At 68.5% G+C, this 14402-nt stretch carries 16 protein-coding genes; 4 read left to right on the forward strand and 12 right to left on the reverse strand.

Going from position 1 to position 14402, the window contains the following annotated elements; genetic code table 11:
- Positions 1–4: 4 nt before the first annotated feature.
- Both nusA and rimP read right to left on the reverse strand, forming a co-directional pair.
- Positions 5–1045 carry a transcription termination factor NusA gene (gene nusA / locus BHE97_RS14800; protein WP_087624803.1) on the reverse strand — a complete coding sequence of 347 codons (1041 nt, stop codon included), beginning with the start codon at positions 1043–1045 and terminating at the stop codon, positions 5–7.
- Positions 1045–1494 carry a ribosome maturation factor RimP gene (rimP, locus tag BHE97_RS14805; RefSeq protein WP_087624804.1) on the reverse strand — a complete coding sequence of 150 codons (450 nt, stop codon included), beginning with the start codon at positions 1492–1494 and terminating at the stop codon, positions 1045–1047. The genes nusA and rimP overlap by 1 nt, the downstream gene beginning before the upstream one ends.
- Positions 1495–1737: 243 nt before the next feature.
- On the opposite strand from rimP, the gene BHE97_RS14810 reads away from it, so the two are divergent.
- Positions 1738–2160 (forward strand): hypothetical protein, encoded by a 423-nt coding sequence (locus tag BHE97_RS14810; RefSeq protein ID WP_140400179.1) that lies wholly within the window; start codon positions 1738–1740, stop codon positions 2158–2160.
- Positions 2160–2567: a DUF4439 domain-containing protein gene (locus BHE97_RS14815; RefSeq protein ID WP_087624806.1), complete on the forward strand. Its 408-nt coding sequence runs from the start codon at positions 2160–2162 to the stop codon at positions 2565–2567. The genes BHE97_RS14810 and BHE97_RS14815 overlap by 1 nt, the downstream gene beginning before the upstream one ends.
- An 88-nt stretch (positions 2568–2655) precedes the next feature.
- Here the strand turns inward: BHE97_RS14815 and BHE97_RS14820 are convergent, their stop codons facing one another.
- The 8 genes from BHE97_RS14820 to BHE97_RS14855 all read right to left on the reverse strand — a co-directional run bounded on the left by BHE97_RS14820 (position 2656) and on the right by BHE97_RS14855 (position 11122).
- A complete protein-coding gene (locus BHE97_RS14820) occupies positions 2656–4389 on the reverse strand; it encodes a proline--tRNA ligase (RefSeq protein WP_201791469.1) in 1734 nt (577 codons plus the stop codon).
- A gap of 69 nt (positions 4390–4458) precedes the next feature.
- Positions 4459–4818 carry a MauE/DoxX family redox-associated membrane protein gene (locus BHE97_RS14825; RefSeq protein ID WP_087624808.1) on the reverse strand — a complete coding sequence of 120 codons (360 nt, stop codon included), beginning with the start codon at positions 4816–4818 and terminating at the stop codon, positions 4459–4461.
- Between the two features lie 25 nt (positions 4819–4843).
- On the reverse strand, positions 4844–5695 hold the full coding sequence (locus BHE97_RS14830) for a DUF4081 domain-containing GNAT family N-acetyltransferase (protein WP_087624809.1): 852 nt from the start codon (positions 5693–5695) through the stop codon (positions 4844–4846).
- A 30-nt stretch (positions 5696–5725) separates the two neighbouring features.
- Positions 5726–6883, reverse strand: a complete 1158-nt coding sequence (gene ispG / locus BHE97_RS14835; protein WP_087624810.1) for a flavodoxin-dependent (E)-4-hydroxy-3-methylbut-2-enyl-diphosphate synthase — start codon at positions 6881–6883, stop codon at positions 5726–5728.
- A complete protein-coding gene (locus BHE97_RS14840) occupies positions 6880–8175 on the reverse strand; it encodes a site-2 protease family protein (RefSeq protein ID WP_087624811.1) in 1296 nt (431 codons plus the stop codon). The genes ispG and BHE97_RS14840 overlap by 4 nt, the downstream gene beginning before the upstream one ends.
- Positions 8172–9380, reverse strand: coding sequence for a 1-deoxy-D-xylulose-5-phosphate reductoisomerase (dxr, locus tag BHE97_RS14845; RefSeq protein ID WP_087624870.1), 1209 nt, complete (start codon positions 9378–9380; stop codon positions 8172–8174). Before dxr ends, BHE97_RS14840 begins: the two co-directional genes overlap by 4 nt.
- A 39-nt stretch (positions 9381–9419) precedes the next feature.
- Positions 9420–10211: a hypothetical protein gene (locus BHE97_RS14850; protein WP_087624812.1), complete on the reverse strand. Its 792-nt coding sequence runs from the start codon at positions 10209–10211 to the stop codon at positions 9420–9422.
- The gene (locus BHE97_RS14855; protein ID WP_087624813.1) at positions 10208–11122 is read right to left on the reverse strand and encodes an ATP-binding cassette domain-containing protein; all 915 of its coding nucleotides are present in this window, start codon (positions 11120–11122) and stop codon (positions 10208–10210) included. Before BHE97_RS14855 ends, BHE97_RS14850 begins: the two co-directional genes overlap by 4 nt.
- Before the next feature lie 107 nt (positions 11123–11229).
- On the opposite strand from BHE97_RS14855, the gene BHE97_RS14860 reads away from it, so the two are divergent.
- Both BHE97_RS14860 and BHE97_RS14865 read left to right on the forward strand, forming a co-directional pair.
- The gene (locus BHE97_RS14860; protein ID WP_236757715.1) at positions 11230–12396 is read left to right on the forward strand and encodes a histidine kinase; all 1167 of its coding nucleotides are present in this window, start codon (positions 11230–11232) and stop codon (positions 12394–12396) included.
- A complete protein-coding gene (locus tag BHE97_RS14865; protein ID WP_087624871.1) occupies positions 12396–13058 on the forward strand; it encodes a response regulator transcription factor in 663 nt (220 codons plus the stop codon). Before BHE97_RS14860 ends, BHE97_RS14865 begins: the two co-directional genes overlap by 1 nt.
- A gap of 139 nt (positions 13059–13197) precedes the next feature.
- Here the strand turns inward: BHE97_RS14865 and BHE97_RS14870 are convergent, their stop codons facing one another.
- Both BHE97_RS14870 and BHE97_RS14875 read right to left on the reverse strand, forming a co-directional pair.
- Entirely contained in the window at positions 13198–13647 is a 450-nt protein-coding gene (locus BHE97_RS14870; RefSeq protein ID WP_087624815.1) for an AMP-binding protein, read from the reverse strand.
- A complete protein-coding gene (locus BHE97_RS14875) occupies positions 13647–14372 on the reverse strand; it encodes an enoyl-CoA hydratase (RefSeq protein WP_236757716.1) in 726 nt (241 codons plus the stop codon). The genes BHE97_RS14870 and BHE97_RS14875 overlap by 1 nt, the downstream gene beginning before the upstream one ends.
- Between the last annotated feature and the right edge of the window lie 30 nt (positions 14373–14402).

Raw genomic sequence — 14402 nt, forward strand, 5'->3', positions numbered from 1 at the left:
AAGTCTAGCCGTTGCTCGAAACGTCCGTGGCAGCGGCTGGCCCCGATGCCTCGGTATCGGGGCGGATGTCGATCCGCCAGCCCGTCAACTTGGCTGCTAACCGGGCATTCTGCCCTTCACGTCCGATCGCGAGCGACAGCTGGAAGTCAGGCACGACGACCCGGGCCGCCTTGGCCGCGGCGTCGAGGATCGTGACGCTGGTGACGCGCGAGGGCGAGAGCGCCTGCGCGATGAACTCGGCCGGGTCGTCGCTGTAGTCGACGATGTCGATCTTCTCGCCGTGGAGCTCGCTCATGACATTGCGCACCCGCTGGCCCATCGGACCGATGCACGCTCCCTTGGCGTTGACGCCGGAGACCGTGGGCCGGACCGCCACCTTGGTGCGGTGGCCCGCCTCACGGGCGATGGCAGCGATCTCCACCGAGCCGTCCGCGATCTCGGGAGACTCCAGCGCGAACAGCAGCTTGACGAGATTGGGGTGGGTACGGGAGACCTTGACCCGAGGGCCGCGAGGCGAGCGTTCGACCTCGTACACATAGGCCTTGATCCGCTCACCGTGGGAGTAACGCTCCTCGGGGACGCGTTCGGTGGCGGGCATGACCGCCTCGACGGACCCGAGGTCGATCATCACGTCACCGGGACGGCGCCCCTGCTGGATGACACCGGACACGACATCGCCCACGCGGCCGGAGAACTCGCCGTAGGTCGCCTCGTCCTCCAGATCGCGGAGCCGCTGCATGATGAGCTGACGCGCGACGGTGGCGGCGAACCGACCGAAATCCTCGGGGGTGTGGTCGAACTCCTCGCTGAACCGCTGCACGGGAGCATCGCCCTCACCGTCCGAGGGCGCGTCGGCGAGCCGTTCCTTGGCCCACACCGTGACATGGCCGCTGGTGCGATCGAGTTCCACGCGGGCGTGATGGTGGGCATCGGCGGTCTTGTGGTAGGCCGAGAGGAGCGCGGTCTCGATGGCCTCGACCACGACGTCGAGCGAGATCCCCTTCTCACGCTCCAGCAGCCGCAGGGCGCTCATGTCGATGTCCATCAGACGTCCTTCCGATTGAGTTCGATCTCGATGACGGCGCGCTCGATGTCGCCGTAAGCGTAACGAGTGGGTACACCGCCGCGCAGCAGATCGACGCCGTCCTCATCGCTGTCGCCGATGCGGGCGGTGACCTTCGTGCCATCGGCCATGGTCACGTGGACGAGCCTGTCGTGGTTGCGTCGCCAGTGCCGGGGAGCGGTCAGCGGACGGTCGGCGCCGCGCGAGGTCACCTCGAGCGTGTAAGGGGTCTCCCCCATGGCATCGCTGGCATCCAGCACCGCCGAGACCGCCCGCGTGGCCTGGGTGATGGCATCGATACCGACGCCGCCGTCACGATCCACGGCGATCACCAGGCGCCGGTGCTTGGCCTGGCCGATGATCTCGACGGACTCCAGGTCCAGTCCGAGGTCAACGACCACGGGGGCGATGATGCTCTCGAGATCACTCATGCCGTCACCGCCTCAAGAAAACGCACGATAGGCCGGCGACAGCATGAGATGCCATCCATCGATCGCTCGCTCATACCGTCACCGCCAGGCGGTGGTTCCGGGCAGTGGGTCCGGAGGCGTCGCCTCGGTCGATCGACTCGCTTCGCTCGGTCATGACGGAGACGCCCCTATTCAGTTCGATGGCCACGACGGTCGTACGTGGCACCATCGTAGCGGTCCCGGACGGTCCACTAGGCTGCGACCGTGACCAGCCGACGTGTGCTCTTGGCAGGCGGAATCGCCGCCGGTGCCGTCGTGGCCCTCGGCGCCACCGGCCGCCTCGACGATGTCGTGCGCGGTGTGGGTGTGAAGCCCCGTCCGCGACCGGTCGACGCTGACATCAGCCTCGTTCGCGCCGTTCTCTCCGATCAGCAGCGGGTGCTCGCGATCGCCAGGGGAACCGCCGGCGCCGAGGACATCGCCGAGGTATTGGAACAGCACATCGCCCAGCTCGGAGGCACACCGACGACCACCGCCGAGAATGGCACGCTCTCCGCCGCGCTCAGCGAGGCGGCCGACCATCGCGCCGGCGACGCGCTCGCGGCCACCTCGCCCGATGTCGTGCGGGTGCTGGCCTCGATGGCCGCGGGTCTCGACCAGCTCTCCGCGACCTGGGAGGGCGCCTGATGAACGAGTCGGAGGCCCTGCGCTGGCGGATCTGGCTGGAGCTGGAACTGGAGGCGGTCTGGCTCTACCCGGTGATCGGCGCGCGATTCGATGCGCTCCACGCGGCCGCCACCGCAGCGCACGAGGAGCACAGCGATCTTCGCGATGCCCTCGTGTCGGTGCTGGCCGATGCCGATATCGAGCCCCCGGGTCCGCTCGTCAGCTACGAGGTCGGTGATCTCGACTCGGTCGAGGATGCCCAGGACGTCGCCGCGGGTCTCGAACAACGGCTGTGCGCATCGATCGCCGCTCTGACCGGTGAGGTCGACGGCGAGGAGCGTGAGCGCGTGGTGCGCGAGCTGCGCGCCACGGCCGTGCGGGCCGCCTCCTGGGGCGCGGCCCCCCAGCCCTTCCCTGGCCTCGGCTGAAGCTACCTCCCTCACCACTTTTGCCGGGTTGTGGCCCTCAACGCCCCGTTTCGAGGGCCACAACCCGGCGAAAATCGGACCCGGAGGGTCAGGTGAGGGTGGTGACGAGGTCGGCCAGCGGGACGTCTCGACGGTCGCCGGTCGCACGGTCCTTGACCTCGACGACACCGTCGGCCAGACCCTTGCCCACGACGACGATGGTGGGGATGCCGATCAGCTCGGCATCCTTGAACTTCACCCCCGGCGACACCTTGGGGCGATCGTCGTAGAGGACTTCGACGCCCGCGGCCTCCAACTGCGCCACCAGATCATCGGCCGCCTCGAACTGGGCAGGATCCTTGCCGGCGACGACCAGATGCACGTCGAAGGGCGCGATGGCCGCGGGCCAGACGATCCCCTTGTCGTCGTACGAGTTCTCTATCACGGCCGCCACTGCCCGCGAGACGCCGAAGCCGTATGACCCCATCGCCACCGTGACCAGCTTGCCGTTCTCGTCGAGCACCTTCAGGCCCAGCGCCTCGGCGTACTTGCGGCCGAGCTGGAAGACGTGGCCCATCTCGATGCCACGCGCGAGCTCCAGCGGCCCGCTGCCGTCGGGAGCGGGATCGCCGGCCCTGACCTCGGCCGCCTCGATCGTGCCGTCGGCGGTGAAGTCGCGACCGGCCACCAGATCGATGACGTGAGAGCCGGGGGTGTCCGCGCCCGTGACCCAGCGGGTCCCCTGGACGACCCGGGGGTCGACGAGGTACCGGATGCCCGTCGCGTTCTCGGAGCCGAGGACACCCGGCCCGATGTAGCCCTTGACGAGATCCGGGTAGCGCTCGAAGTCGGCCTCGCCGAAGGGCTCGACATCGGCCGGCGCGACCTGGGTCTCCAGTCGCTTCGTGTCGACCTCGCGATCGCCGGGGATGCCGATCGCGAGCGGCTCGGAGGTGCCGTCGGGATACCGCAGCATGACCAGCACGTTCTTGAGCGTGTCGGCGGCCGTCCAGGCGCGGTCATCGCGCGGGAAGCGCTCGTTCAGGTGATCGACGAGGGTCTCGATGGTCGGGGTGTCGGGCGTCTGCTCGGCATGGGCGGCCGGCACGCCGTCGTAGGGCTGCGGGTCGGGAGCGACCGTCGTGACCGCCTCGACATTGGCCGCATAGCCGCCCGGTGAGCGCACGAAGGTGTCCTCCCCTGTGTCCGCGACGACGAGGAACTCCTCGCTCGCCGAACCGCCCATCGCGCCGGAGTCGGCCTGCACGACGGCATAGTCGAAGCCGAGCCGGTCGAAGATCCGCACATAGGCCGCGCGATGCGCCTGGTAGGAGCGCTCCAGGCCCGCGTCATCGATGTCGAAGGAGTACGAGTCCTTCATGATGAACTCGCGCCCGCGCAGGATGCCAGCCCGCGGGCGCGCCTCATCACGGTACTTGGTCTGGATCTGATAGAGGCTCAGCGGCAGGTCCTTGTAGGAGGAGTACAGGTCCTTGACCAGGAGCGTGAACATCTCCTCGTGGGTCGGGCCGAGGAGCATGTCGGTGCCCCGGCGGTCCTGCAGACGGAACAGATTGGGTCCGTACTCGGTCCAGCGGTTGGACGCCTCATAGGGCTCGCGAGGCAGGAGCGCCGGGAAGCGGACCTCCTGGGCTCCGATCGCCTCCATCTCCTCGCGCACGATGGCCTCGACCTTCGCGAGCACGCGCAGGCCTAGCGGGAGCCAGGAGTAGATCCCCGGAGCGACACGGCGCACGTAGCCGGCGCGGACGAGCAGCTTGTGGCTCGGGACCTCGGCATCGGCGGGGTCGTCGCGGAGCGTGCGGACGAAGAGCCGTGACATTCGCATGGCACGAGGGTATCGACCACGCTGCCCGATCCCCCGACCGCATCGCGCCGTGGCGGTGAGGACTCAGCTCCGCGCGCGGAGTGCTGCGCGGATGAGCGGCCACTGCAAGGGGAGCCGTGCGACCGTCCCGATCTTGAACGCGGTGGAGGCCCGCGGGCTGCGGAGGACATCGACGACCATCTGCACGTTCGCGGGGAAGACCGCCGCCAGCAGGCCGGCCGCCGCGAGTCCGCCGAACCGGCGCGTCGGTGGCAGGGCCAGCAGCCCCGCGCACACCAGCTCCGCGACTCCCGATGCGTACACCAGCTCGGTCTTCGCGGGCAGCACCTCGGGCACGATCCGCGCGAAGGGCTCCGGCTTCACGAAGTGCAGGACCCCTGCCCCGGCCAACAGGGCGGCGAGACCCATTGTGTCCTTGCGCATGCTCGTTCCTCTCACATCAGGACGGTTACATCAGGACGGTGGCGAAGGTCGACACCTGGCGGAACCCGACCCGCTCGTAGAGCCGCCTGGCAGGCGTGTTGTAGCCGTTGACGTAGAGCGTGACCGCTGGAGCGAAGCCCCGCCGCACGCGGTAGACCACGCCCGCGAGCGCACGCTCGGACAGGCCCTCGCCGCGACGACGCGGCGTGACCCACACCCCCTGCAACTGGCATGCCGCATGGGTATGCGCGCCGACCTCGGTCTTGAAGATCACCTCATCGTCCTCGACGATCGCGTACGCGCATCCCTCCGCGATCAGCTGAGCGACCCGCGCCCGATAGCCTCCGCGATCGCCGATCGTCGGGTCTACTCCGACCTCTTCGGTGAACATCGCCACGCTGGCGGGGAAGAGCACGTCCAGTTCGTCAACCGCCACCGGTCTTACCCGATCGTCAGGTGCGATCGGGCTGTCACCATCGAGGACGAGGAAGGGCTGATCGAGGCGCTCGGAACGTGCCTCACCCCAGGTCGGCCGCAAACGCCGCCACAACGGCACGATGACCTCGGCCGGTCCCACGAGGGAACGCGAACGCGCGTCGCGCCGGACCAACCGCTCGGCGAAGGCCTCCACCGCCTCCTCCGTAGCCTCGACCGGCACGATATTGGCCCCTACATGACAGGCGGACACGAGACGCTCGCGCTCGAAATACCCCCAGATCTGCGCTCCCAGCCAGCGCTGGTCGATGCCGGCGGAGGCGACCCGGTGGCGGACGAAGACGTTGGCCCAGGGATCGCGGTCCAGCAGCCCGAGCAGGTCGGGAAGATCGTGACGCGCCAGAGAACGGACGTAGGACGCGCCCGCGGCCACCTCGGTCATGGCTCGGAGCCTAGCCCATGGCGCCCGGCGTCAGCTGACCGTGACGGAGGCCGCGGCGCCATCCTCGGGCTCCATGCCCTCTGCGATCCGCATGGCCTCTTCGATGAGGGTCTCCACGATCTTGCTCTCCGGCACGGTCTTGATGACCTCGCCCTTGACGAAGATCTGCCCCTTGCCGTTACCCGAGGCGACGCCGAGATCGGCCTCGCGCGCCTCCCCCGGCCCGTTGACGACACATCCCATGACGGCCACGCGAAGCGGCACCTCGAGCCCGTCGAGACCGGCCGTGACCTCGTCGGCGAGCTTGTACACATCCACCTGAGCGCGACCGCACGAGGGGCACGACACGATCTCGAGCCGGCGGGGACGCAGGTTGAGGGACTCCAGGATCTGCAGGCCGACCTTGACCTCCTCCACCGGAGGCGCGGACAGCGAGACGCGGATGGTGTCGCCAATGCCCTTGCTGAGCAGCGCTCCGAAGGCCGTCGCGCTCTTGATCGTGCCCTGGAAGGCCGGCCCGGCCTCGGTGACGCCGAGGTGCAGCGGCCAATCGCCCCGTTCGGCCAGCAGCTCGTAGGCCTTGACCATGACGACCGGGTCATTGTGCTTGACCGAGATCTTGAAGTCGTGGAAGTCGTGCTCCTCGAAGAGCGAGGCCTCCCACACCGCGGATTCGACGAGCGCCTCCGGTGTCGCCTTGCCGTACTTCTCCAGCAGCCGCTTGTCGAGCGAGCCGGCGTTCACTCCGATGCGCAACGACACGCCTGCATCCGAGGCGGCCTTGGCGATGGACCCGACCTGGTCGTCGAACTTACGGATATTGCCCGGGTTGACCCGCACGGCGGCGCACCCGGCGTCGATCGCTGCGAAGACGTACTTGGGCTGGAAGTGGATATCGGCGATGACCGGGATCTGTGACTTGCGGGCGATCGCGGGGAGCGCCTCGGCATCGTCTTGGCTCGGGCACGCCACACGGACGATGTCGCAGCCGGCCGCCGTGAGCTCGGCGATCTGCTGCAGCGTCGAGTTGACATCCGAGGTGAGCGTGGTGGTCATCGACTGCACCGAGACGGGGGCATCGCCACCCACCTCGACCGCCCCGACATTGATCTTGCGCGAGGCGCGGCGAGGGGCCAGGACGGGCGCGGGCGCCTCGGGCATGCCCAGAGAGACGGGGGTGCTCGTCATGACAGCCTCACCGGATTGACGATGTCAGCGAAGATCAGGACCACACCCATGATGATAAGGAGCGAGCCAACCGCGTAGGCGACGGGCAGCATCTTGGCGACATCGACATACCCCGGATCCGGGCGTCCTCGGAGCCGTGCCCAACCCCTGCGGACAGCCTCCCACAGCGCCCCGGCGATGTGCCCGCCGTCCAGCGGGAGCAGCGGGATCAGGTTGAACAGCCAGAGGAAGAGGTTGAGCCCCGCCAGCAGCATGATGAGCCGCTGAGCGGCGACCGCGAGCGTCGGCTGGTCGGTGGTGACGAGTTCTCCAGCGACGCGACTGGCTCCGACGATGCTGATGGGTGTGTCCTGGCCGCGCTCGGCCCCGAAGGCCGCTTGCACCACATCGACCATGCGCACCGGCAGGTGGAGTACAGCACGTGCCGTCAGACCGATGACGCGTCCGGTCTCCTCGACGACATAGCCCGGCCCCTGTCGCTCGACCGTCTGCAGCGGGACCACCCCGAGGAAGCCGACATCCTCGACCTTGCTCGGGTCGTCGAGCGCGGCGCGGGCCAGCACCGATGTCCGCACCTCGACCGTCCTCTCAGCGCCGTCTCGGACGAAACCGATCCGTGCCTGCTGATCGCCGTTGTCGCGGATGCTGGAGCTCAACTCGTCCCACGACGTGATCGGCTCGCCGTTGAACGAGGTGATCTCGTCCCCCGGCTCGAAGCCGGCCAGCTTGGCGGGGGTGACCGGGTCCTGGTCGGTACACGCGCGACCGGCCTCGGCGTCCGTGATGGCGCAGTCGGAGACCTGCGCCACCGTGGTGGTGGGAACGGCCACACCGAAACCCATGAAGGAGATCGAGAACAGCACCACGGCGATCAGCAGATTGACCGTCGGCCCGCCCGCCATCACGATGACCTTCTGCCACCAGGGCCGGCGATAGAAGAGCCGATCCTGGTCCTCAGCCGTGACGGTCTCGTACTCCAGCTCCCGCGCGTCGCGGGCCAGCTGGGTGAACAGGCCCGTATTGGACGTGCGGGCATGCTCGGGATCACCCTTCTCGGGCGGCAGCATGCCGACGAGCTTGACATAGCCGCCGAGCGGGATGGCCTTGAGCCCGTATTCGGTCTCACCACGCCGGAAGGACCAGACGGTCCGGCCGAAGCCGACGAAGAACTGGGTGACCTTCACGCCGAACTTCTTGGCAGGCCACATGTGACCCAGCTCGTGCAGGGCGATGGAGGCAGCTACTCCGAGGAGGAACACCACCACGCCGAGCGTGAAGATCACTGCTGTCATCGCCGTCGCTCCACCAGGTCCGTCGCCCGTTCACGGGCCGCCGTGTCGGCAGCGAGCACGCGCTCGAGCGTCACATCGTCGTGGGCCGTGTCCGGATCGGACAGATGCTCCTCGAGCACCTCGCCCACAGTGTCAACGATGCCGAGGAAGTCCAAGTGCCCGCCGACGAAGGCATCGACGCAGACCTCATTGGCCGCGTTGAGGACCGCCGGCGCGGTACGACCGAATTCGCCCGCCCGCCGAGCCAGCTTGACCGCGGGGAAGGCCTCCTCGTCGAGCGGGAAGAAGTCCCACGAGACTGGTCGCGTCCAGTCGCACGGTGCGGCGGCCCCGGGCAGGCGCTCTGGCCAGGCGAGACCGAGCGCGATCGGCAGACGCATGTCCGGCGGGGAGGCCTGCACCATCGTCGATCCATCGACGAACTCGACCATGGAGTGGACCACCGAGGACGGATGCACCACGACATCGATACGGTCGAAGCCGATATCGAAGAGCAGGTGCGCCTCGATGACCTCGAGTCCCTTGTTGACCAGTGTCGCGGAATTGATCGTGATGACGGGGCCCATATCCCACGTGGGGTGGGCCATCGCCTGCTCGGGAGTCACTTCGGCCAGCTCGGCACGGCTGAGCCCCCGGAAGGGTCCACCGCTGGCCGTCACCAGCAGACGCCGGACATCATCGATCCGCTCTCCACGCAGCGCCTGGGCGAGAGCGGAGTGCTCGGAATCGACCGGTACGAGCTGGGCCGGCGCGGCGAGGTCCTTGACCAGCGGACCGCCGATGATGAGGGATTCCTTGTTGGCGAGCGCGAGCGTGCGTCCGGCGTCCAGGGCCGCGAGGGTGGGTCGCAGGCCCACCGCACCGGTCATGCCGTTCAGGACGATCTCGCAGTCGACACGGGCTGCCTCGGTGGCGGCGTCCGGGCCGACGAGCAACCGTGGGATCCGCAGATCCCCCGATGACCAGCCACGGCGCTGGGCCTCGGCGTAGAGCGCGAGCTGCACGTCCTCGGCCGCACTCCCCCGCGCGACGCTGACCAGTGGCACGTCGAAGGCGAGCGCCTGCCGCGCCAGCAGTGCCGGATCGCTGCCCCCCGCCGCGAGCGCGACGACCTCGAAGCGATCGCGATTCTCAGCGATCACCTCGAGGGCTTGGGTGCCGATGGAGCCGGTAGAGCCGAGAAGGGCGACACGCGTTCGACGCATGCCGCCCATTCTCGCACCAAGGTGTTTCTCTACTCCCGACTACTTGACCTCGGTGCGCAGCCACCTCCAGATGCCGAAGGCGAGCGGGACACCCACCCACAGGAGGGACGAGGTAACCAGCTGAGCCCATTCCTCACCGGACATGCCACCCGAGTCGAGCAACGGCTCCTGGGCCGAAGCGAAGTCGATCCACGGGACGATGTCCTTGAACCAGTCCAGGAATGCTCCCGCGACGTTGAGCACCGTCGGCACCACGAACATGTAGACGAAGTAGGTCACGATCGCAGCCGGGGAGTTCATCAGCAGCAGCGCGATGCCAAAGCCCAGCAGGGTCGCGATCGCATTGCCGATGAAGATGTTGCGCAGCATCTGAGCGCTGAGATTCCAGTCCACCTCGATACCGCGCAGGCCGCCCGCGAGGGCCGTGCCGAGCACCGCGATCACCACCGAGACGATCAGGACGCCGAGGACCACGAGCGCGGAGGCGACCAGCTTGGCCAGCACCACTCGCCCGCGACGCGGCTCCAGGCTGAAGGTGACGAGGGCCGTCCGCTGTCCCCACTCCTGCGTGACCAACAGGATCGGGATGATGGGCACGAAGATGCCGAGCAGTGAGTTCTGCACGAGGGCCATGTCGTTGAGGTCCTGGGCCGCCCCCGCCGGGACCAGGAAGGTCTGGATCAACATTGCCGCGAAGGCCAGGATGAGGATCGAGATCGTGAACCAGCGTCCGGCGCGGGTGTCGAAGGACTTGCGGAGCTCGACGAAGCTCAGGCGGGTGAAGGGGATACCGGGGCGTTGCGTGTCGATGGTGACGGCTGACTGCGTCATGACTGGACTCCCGTCGTGGGCTGCTCACGCTGCGTGTCGGACGTGAGCGAGAGGAACATGTCTTCGAGGCCGGCTCCGTCGGCGCGACGGAGCTCGGCGAGTGCCACCTGAGCGGCGGCCGCGGCGCGTCCGACCTCGTCGGCGGAGGCCTCGGTCTGCAGTCCGTCCTCACGAACGACGACCGCGATCCCGGCGGCGTCGAGGGCCGAACGCAGCTGCTCGGTGTGCTCCGGCACGGCCTTGACGTAGGTGCCGGCCGCGTGCAGGAGCTCCTCCTTGGTGCCCTCGGCGACGATCCGGCCACGGCCGATCACGATGAGCTCGTCGGCGATGATCTCGACCTCATGCAGGAGATGCGAGGAGAGGAGCACGGTGCCGCCACGATCGGCGTAGGTGCGCAGCAGCGTGCGCATCCAGTGGATGCCGGCCGGGTCCAGGCCATTGGCGGGCTCGTCGAGGATGAGGATCTTGGGATCCCCGAGAAGCGCATGGGCGATGCCGAGTCGCTGCCGCATGCCGAGGGAGTAGTCGCGTAGCCGTCGCTTGGACTCCGAGGCGCTGAGGCTCACCAGCTCCAGCATCTCGTCCACCCGGGACGCGGGCAGGCCCATCGTGCGCGCACCGACGGTCAGGACCTCGCGTCCGGTACGTCCCCCGTGCTGGGCCGAGGCGTCGAGCAGCACGCCCACCTGGGTTCCCGGGTTGGGGATGTCGTGATAGCGGACGCCGCCGATCGTCGTACTCCCCGAGTCGGCGGGCGTCAGCCCGGCGATGATGCGCATCGTCGTGGACTTGCCGGCCCCGTTCGGTCCGAGGAATCCGGTGACCTGCCCGGGCCGGCACACGAAGGAGACATCGTCCACGGCGCGGTACTGCCCGTAGGTCTTCGTCAGGTTCTCAACCGTGATCATGGCTCCATCCTCGCCGACTCGATCCCATGGCACATCGCACCAACGGTCTACGACTTCTGGCCGAGAGTCGTAGATGGTCCAGACGATCGGAGTCGTAGGCTGAGATGGTGCCTCCAGGACCCGCTCACGCTCCGCTGACGCTGTGGGGTGAGACCTGGCGCTACCTGCTGGCGATCGCTCTGAGCGCCCTCCTCGTGGCGGGATCCTTCGTCGATCCCGAGGTGCCGTCATCGGCAGTGCCGCTGCCCCTCGATGTGGCCGCCGGAGTCGTCTCCCTGGTGCTCTTGCACTGGCGCCGCCGGTTCCCGGTCACCATCGCGGTGCTGATAACCCTCGCCTCGATGGTCTTTCTCAGCATGACCGGGCCGTCGATGCTCGCGCTGGTCTCTGTGGCGACGCGGCGCCGCTGGCGCGAGATCATCCCCGTCGGCCTCAGCACGATCGTCGCCGGCATGGTCGTCAGCGCGACCACGGGGGCCGGTGACTCGCGTTCGGACCTCTTGGTGGACCTTGCTCTGAACACCGCGTTCACCGCCCTGGCCATCGCGTGGGGCATGTACATCGGTTCGCGCCGCGAGCTGCTCCGCACCCTGGTCGAACGTGCCGAGACGGCCGAAGCGGAGCAGACCGCACGCATCGCGCAGGCCCGGACCGCCGAGCGTGCGCGAATCGCCCGGGAGATGCACGATGTCCTGGCGCATCGCATCTCGATGGTCTCGCTGCACGCCGGGGCGCTCGCCTTCCGCGATGACCTCCCGCCGGCCGACGTACGGCGCAGCGCGGAGATCATCCAGGCCAGCTCGCACCAAGCACTCATCGAACTGCGTCAGGTCCTGGGCGTCCTCCGCGATGACACCACCGATGACGTTTCCGACCGGCCACAGCCGGCCGCCCGCGATGTCCCGGCGCTGCTCTCCGAGGCGCGCAAGAGCGGTATGCACGTCAGCGCCCGGATCGAGGTCGAGCTCGAGGACGTCCCCGATGCGATCGGACGTGCCGCCTACCGGGTCATCCAGGAGTCCCTGACCAATGCCAGCAAGCACGCGCCCGACACGGCCGTGCGCGTGGCGATCTCGCCCTCGGCGGACGGAGGACTGTCCGTCGTGGTCGCCAATCCGCTGCACATCGGCACCACCCGTGCGGGGCCACCCGGTGCCGGACTCGGGTTGATCGGCCTCGGCGAACGTGTCCGACTCGTCGGCGGCACCCTGCGGCACTCGATCACCGACCATCAGCACTTCGAGGTCGTCGCCCAGCTACCGTGGCGGTCATGATGTCCGGGGATGAGGACGCGCAGGCACCGATCCGCGTGTTGTTGGTCGATGACGATCCCCTCGTGCGCACCGGGTTGTCGATGGTGCTGGGTGGTGCTCCCGATATCGAGGTGATCGGCGAGGCCGGTGATGGCAGCGAGGCACTGCGACGGGCAGAGGGGGCCGATGTCGTTCTGATGGACATCCGGATGCCCGTCATGGACGGTCTCGCCGCCACCGAGCGGCTGCTGGCTCGTTCGGAGCCTCCGCGTGTCGTCGTCCTGACGACCTTCGACGCTGATGAGCATGTGGTCCGCGCCCTTGCGGCGGGAGCGAGCGGGTTCCTGCTCAAGGACACGCCACCACCACGCATCGTCGACGCCGTCCGGATGGTCGCCGCCGGTGAGCCGATCCTCTCCCCCAGCGTCACCGGTCAGCTCATCCGGCACGTCGCGTCCAATGGGCTCAGCGCACCCGAGCGCGCCGCGGTCGAGGCTTTGACCGACCGCGAGCGCGAGGTGGCGCTCGCGGTGGCACGGGGAGCCTCGAATGCCGATATCGCCAAGGAACTGTTCATGAGCGTCGCGACCGTGAAGGTGCACCTCGGCCATGTGTTCGCCAAGCTCGGGGTCAGCAACCGGGTACAGGTCGCGATCCGCATGCACGACGCCGGCCTCAGCTGACCCGGTCCGCTCCGGGCGGTGAGCTGTCAGTCCTCCGTCGAGCCGTGACGGAGGATGTGTACAGGTGGTCGCTATAGCAACCACGAAGGCATATTCTTCCGCCGGCCGATCGGCGCGCGCCGATCGGAGACGGAGCGGCTCAGGTGACGTGGCGGCCGGACAGGAGCGGCTCCAGCAGATCGCCGTAGTGCCCCAGCAGCCGATCGGCGTAGCCCTCGGCATCGCGCGCGGGAGCGGTGGCGGGGTCGACGCGGCCCGCCCGGAGCACGAGATCGTAGTCGAAGCTCTCGTCCGGCGTGATGACAGAGAGCGGTTCGCCGGCGATCCGATACCGGGCCTCGGTTTCGGGCTCCGCACCGAGGCGCGCGAGTGCGAGCACGGAGACCACCCGCGGCCGCGGGTCCGCTACCGCGATCTCCAATGGGGTGCCGGAGACGACACCCAGCTCACGCAGCCCGCCGGCGAGCGAGGCCGACTCGTGGAGCAACTCCGCATAGGACAAGGTCCCCTCCGTGGTGAGGAGCGCGGGCTCGTCTGCCCGTCCGTCCACCACGTGGCGGTCGAGCGCCCGGAAAGCGAGACTGTACATCAGCGCCCCTGGAAGACGGGGGCGCGCTTCTCGGTACGGGCGAGCGCCGCCTCACGGACGTCCTCGCTGGCCCAGACTCGAGCGAACTCGGTCTCGATGCGCTCGTCGTCCGCGCGCGAGCCGTTGAGGACGAGCTTGTTGTAGGCGACGGTCAGCGGTGCCAGCTCGGCGATCTCCTGCGCCCACGCGATCGCGTCGTCGAGGGTGCCCATGCGATCGGCGAGACCGCAGGACAGCGCCTCATCCCGCTCGATCGTCTCTGCGGCGAGCATCATCCGGCGGGCCGGCCCCATGCCCGCCAGCTTGCCCAGGGTGCGGATCGTCCACGCGTCGACCGCCATGCCGTTCTTCGCCGTCGGCACGGCGAAACGGGCCTTCTCATCGGCGACCCGCAGGTCGCACGCGATGGCGAGCTGGGTGCCCGCGCCGATCGCGGGACCGTTGACGGCGGCGATGATCGGAACCGGCAGGCGTGTCAGTCCGTGCAGCATCGCGTAGAGAGCGTCGATGAATTCGTCCCCGTAGACCCCGGTGAGATCGGCCCCGGCGCAGAAGGCGGTGCCGTCGCCGGTGACCACCAGCACACGGGCCCCGTCCTCGACCGCAGCCCGGGCAGCGGCGTCGATCTCTCGGCACAGGTCGAGGTTGAGCGCATTGCGCCGCCCCGACCTCATGAGCGTCAGTACCGTGACGCGCCCATGCGTCGTCACCTCGATCATCGTCATGTGCACACGGTAGCGAGCGCCGGTCTCGTC

It is taken from the genome of Aeromicrobium sp. PE09-221, from assembly GCF_002174305.1.
Taxonomy (GTDB): Bacteria; Actinomycetota; Actinomycetes; order Propionibacteriales; family Nocardioidaceae; genus Aeromicrobium.

Bases quoted from the DNA above. Each gene is read 5' to 3' on its own strand.
- BHE97_RS14830 (WP_087624809.1), bottom strand. From the start codon at position 5,695: ATGACCGAGGTGGCCGCGGGCGCGTCCTACGTCCGTTCTCTGGCGCGT.
- BHE97_RS14815 (WP_087624806.1), top strand. From the start codon at position 2,160: ATGAACGAGTCGGAGGCCCTGCGCTGGCGGATCTGGCTGGAGCTGGAA.
- BHE97_RS14875 (WP_236757716.1), bottom strand. From the start codon at position 14,372: ATGACGATGATCGAGGTGACGACGCATGGGCGCGTCACGGTACTGACG.
- dxr (WP_087624870.1), bottom strand. From the start codon at position 9,380: ATGCGTCGAACGCGTGTCGCCCTTCTCGGCTCTACCGGCTCCATCGGC.
- BHE97_RS14870 (WP_087624815.1), bottom strand. From the start codon at position 13,647: ATGTACAGTCTCGCTTTCCGGGCGCTCGACCGCCACGTGGTGGACGGA.
- ispG (WP_087624810.1), bottom strand. From the start codon at position 6,883: ATGACGAGCACCCCCGTCTCTCTGGGCATGCCCGAGGCGCCCGCGCCC.
- nusA (WP_087624803.1), bottom strand. From the start codon at position 1,045: ATGGACATCGACATGAGCGCCCTGCGGCTGCTGGAGCGTGAGAAGGGG.
- BHE97_RS14825 (WP_087624808.1), bottom strand. From the start codon at position 4,818: ATGCGCAAGGACACAATGGGTCTCGCCGCCCTGTTGGCCGGGGCAGGG.
- rimP (WP_087624804.1), bottom strand. From the start codon at position 1,494: ATGAGTGATCTCGAGAGCATCATCGCCCCCGTGGTCGTTGACCTCGGA.
- BHE97_RS14840 (WP_087624811.1), bottom strand. From the start codon at position 8,175: ATGACAGCAGTGATCTTCACGCTCGGCGTGGTGGTGTTCCTCCTCGGA.
- BHE97_RS14855 (WP_087624813.1), bottom strand. From the start codon at position 11,122: ATGATCACGGTTGAGAACCTGACGAAGACCTACGGGCAGTACCGCGCC.
- BHE97_RS14820 (WP_201791469.1), bottom strand. From the start codon at position 4,389: ATGTCACGGCTCTTCGTCCGCACGCTCCGCGACGACCCCGCCGATGCC.
- BHE97_RS14850 (WP_087624812.1), bottom strand. From the start codon at position 10,211: ATGACGCAGTCAGCCGTCACCATCGACACGCAACGCCCCGGTATCCCC.
- BHE97_RS14865 (WP_087624871.1), top strand. From the start codon at position 12,396: ATGTCCGGGGATGAGGACGCGCAGGCACCGATCCGCGTGTTGTTGGTC.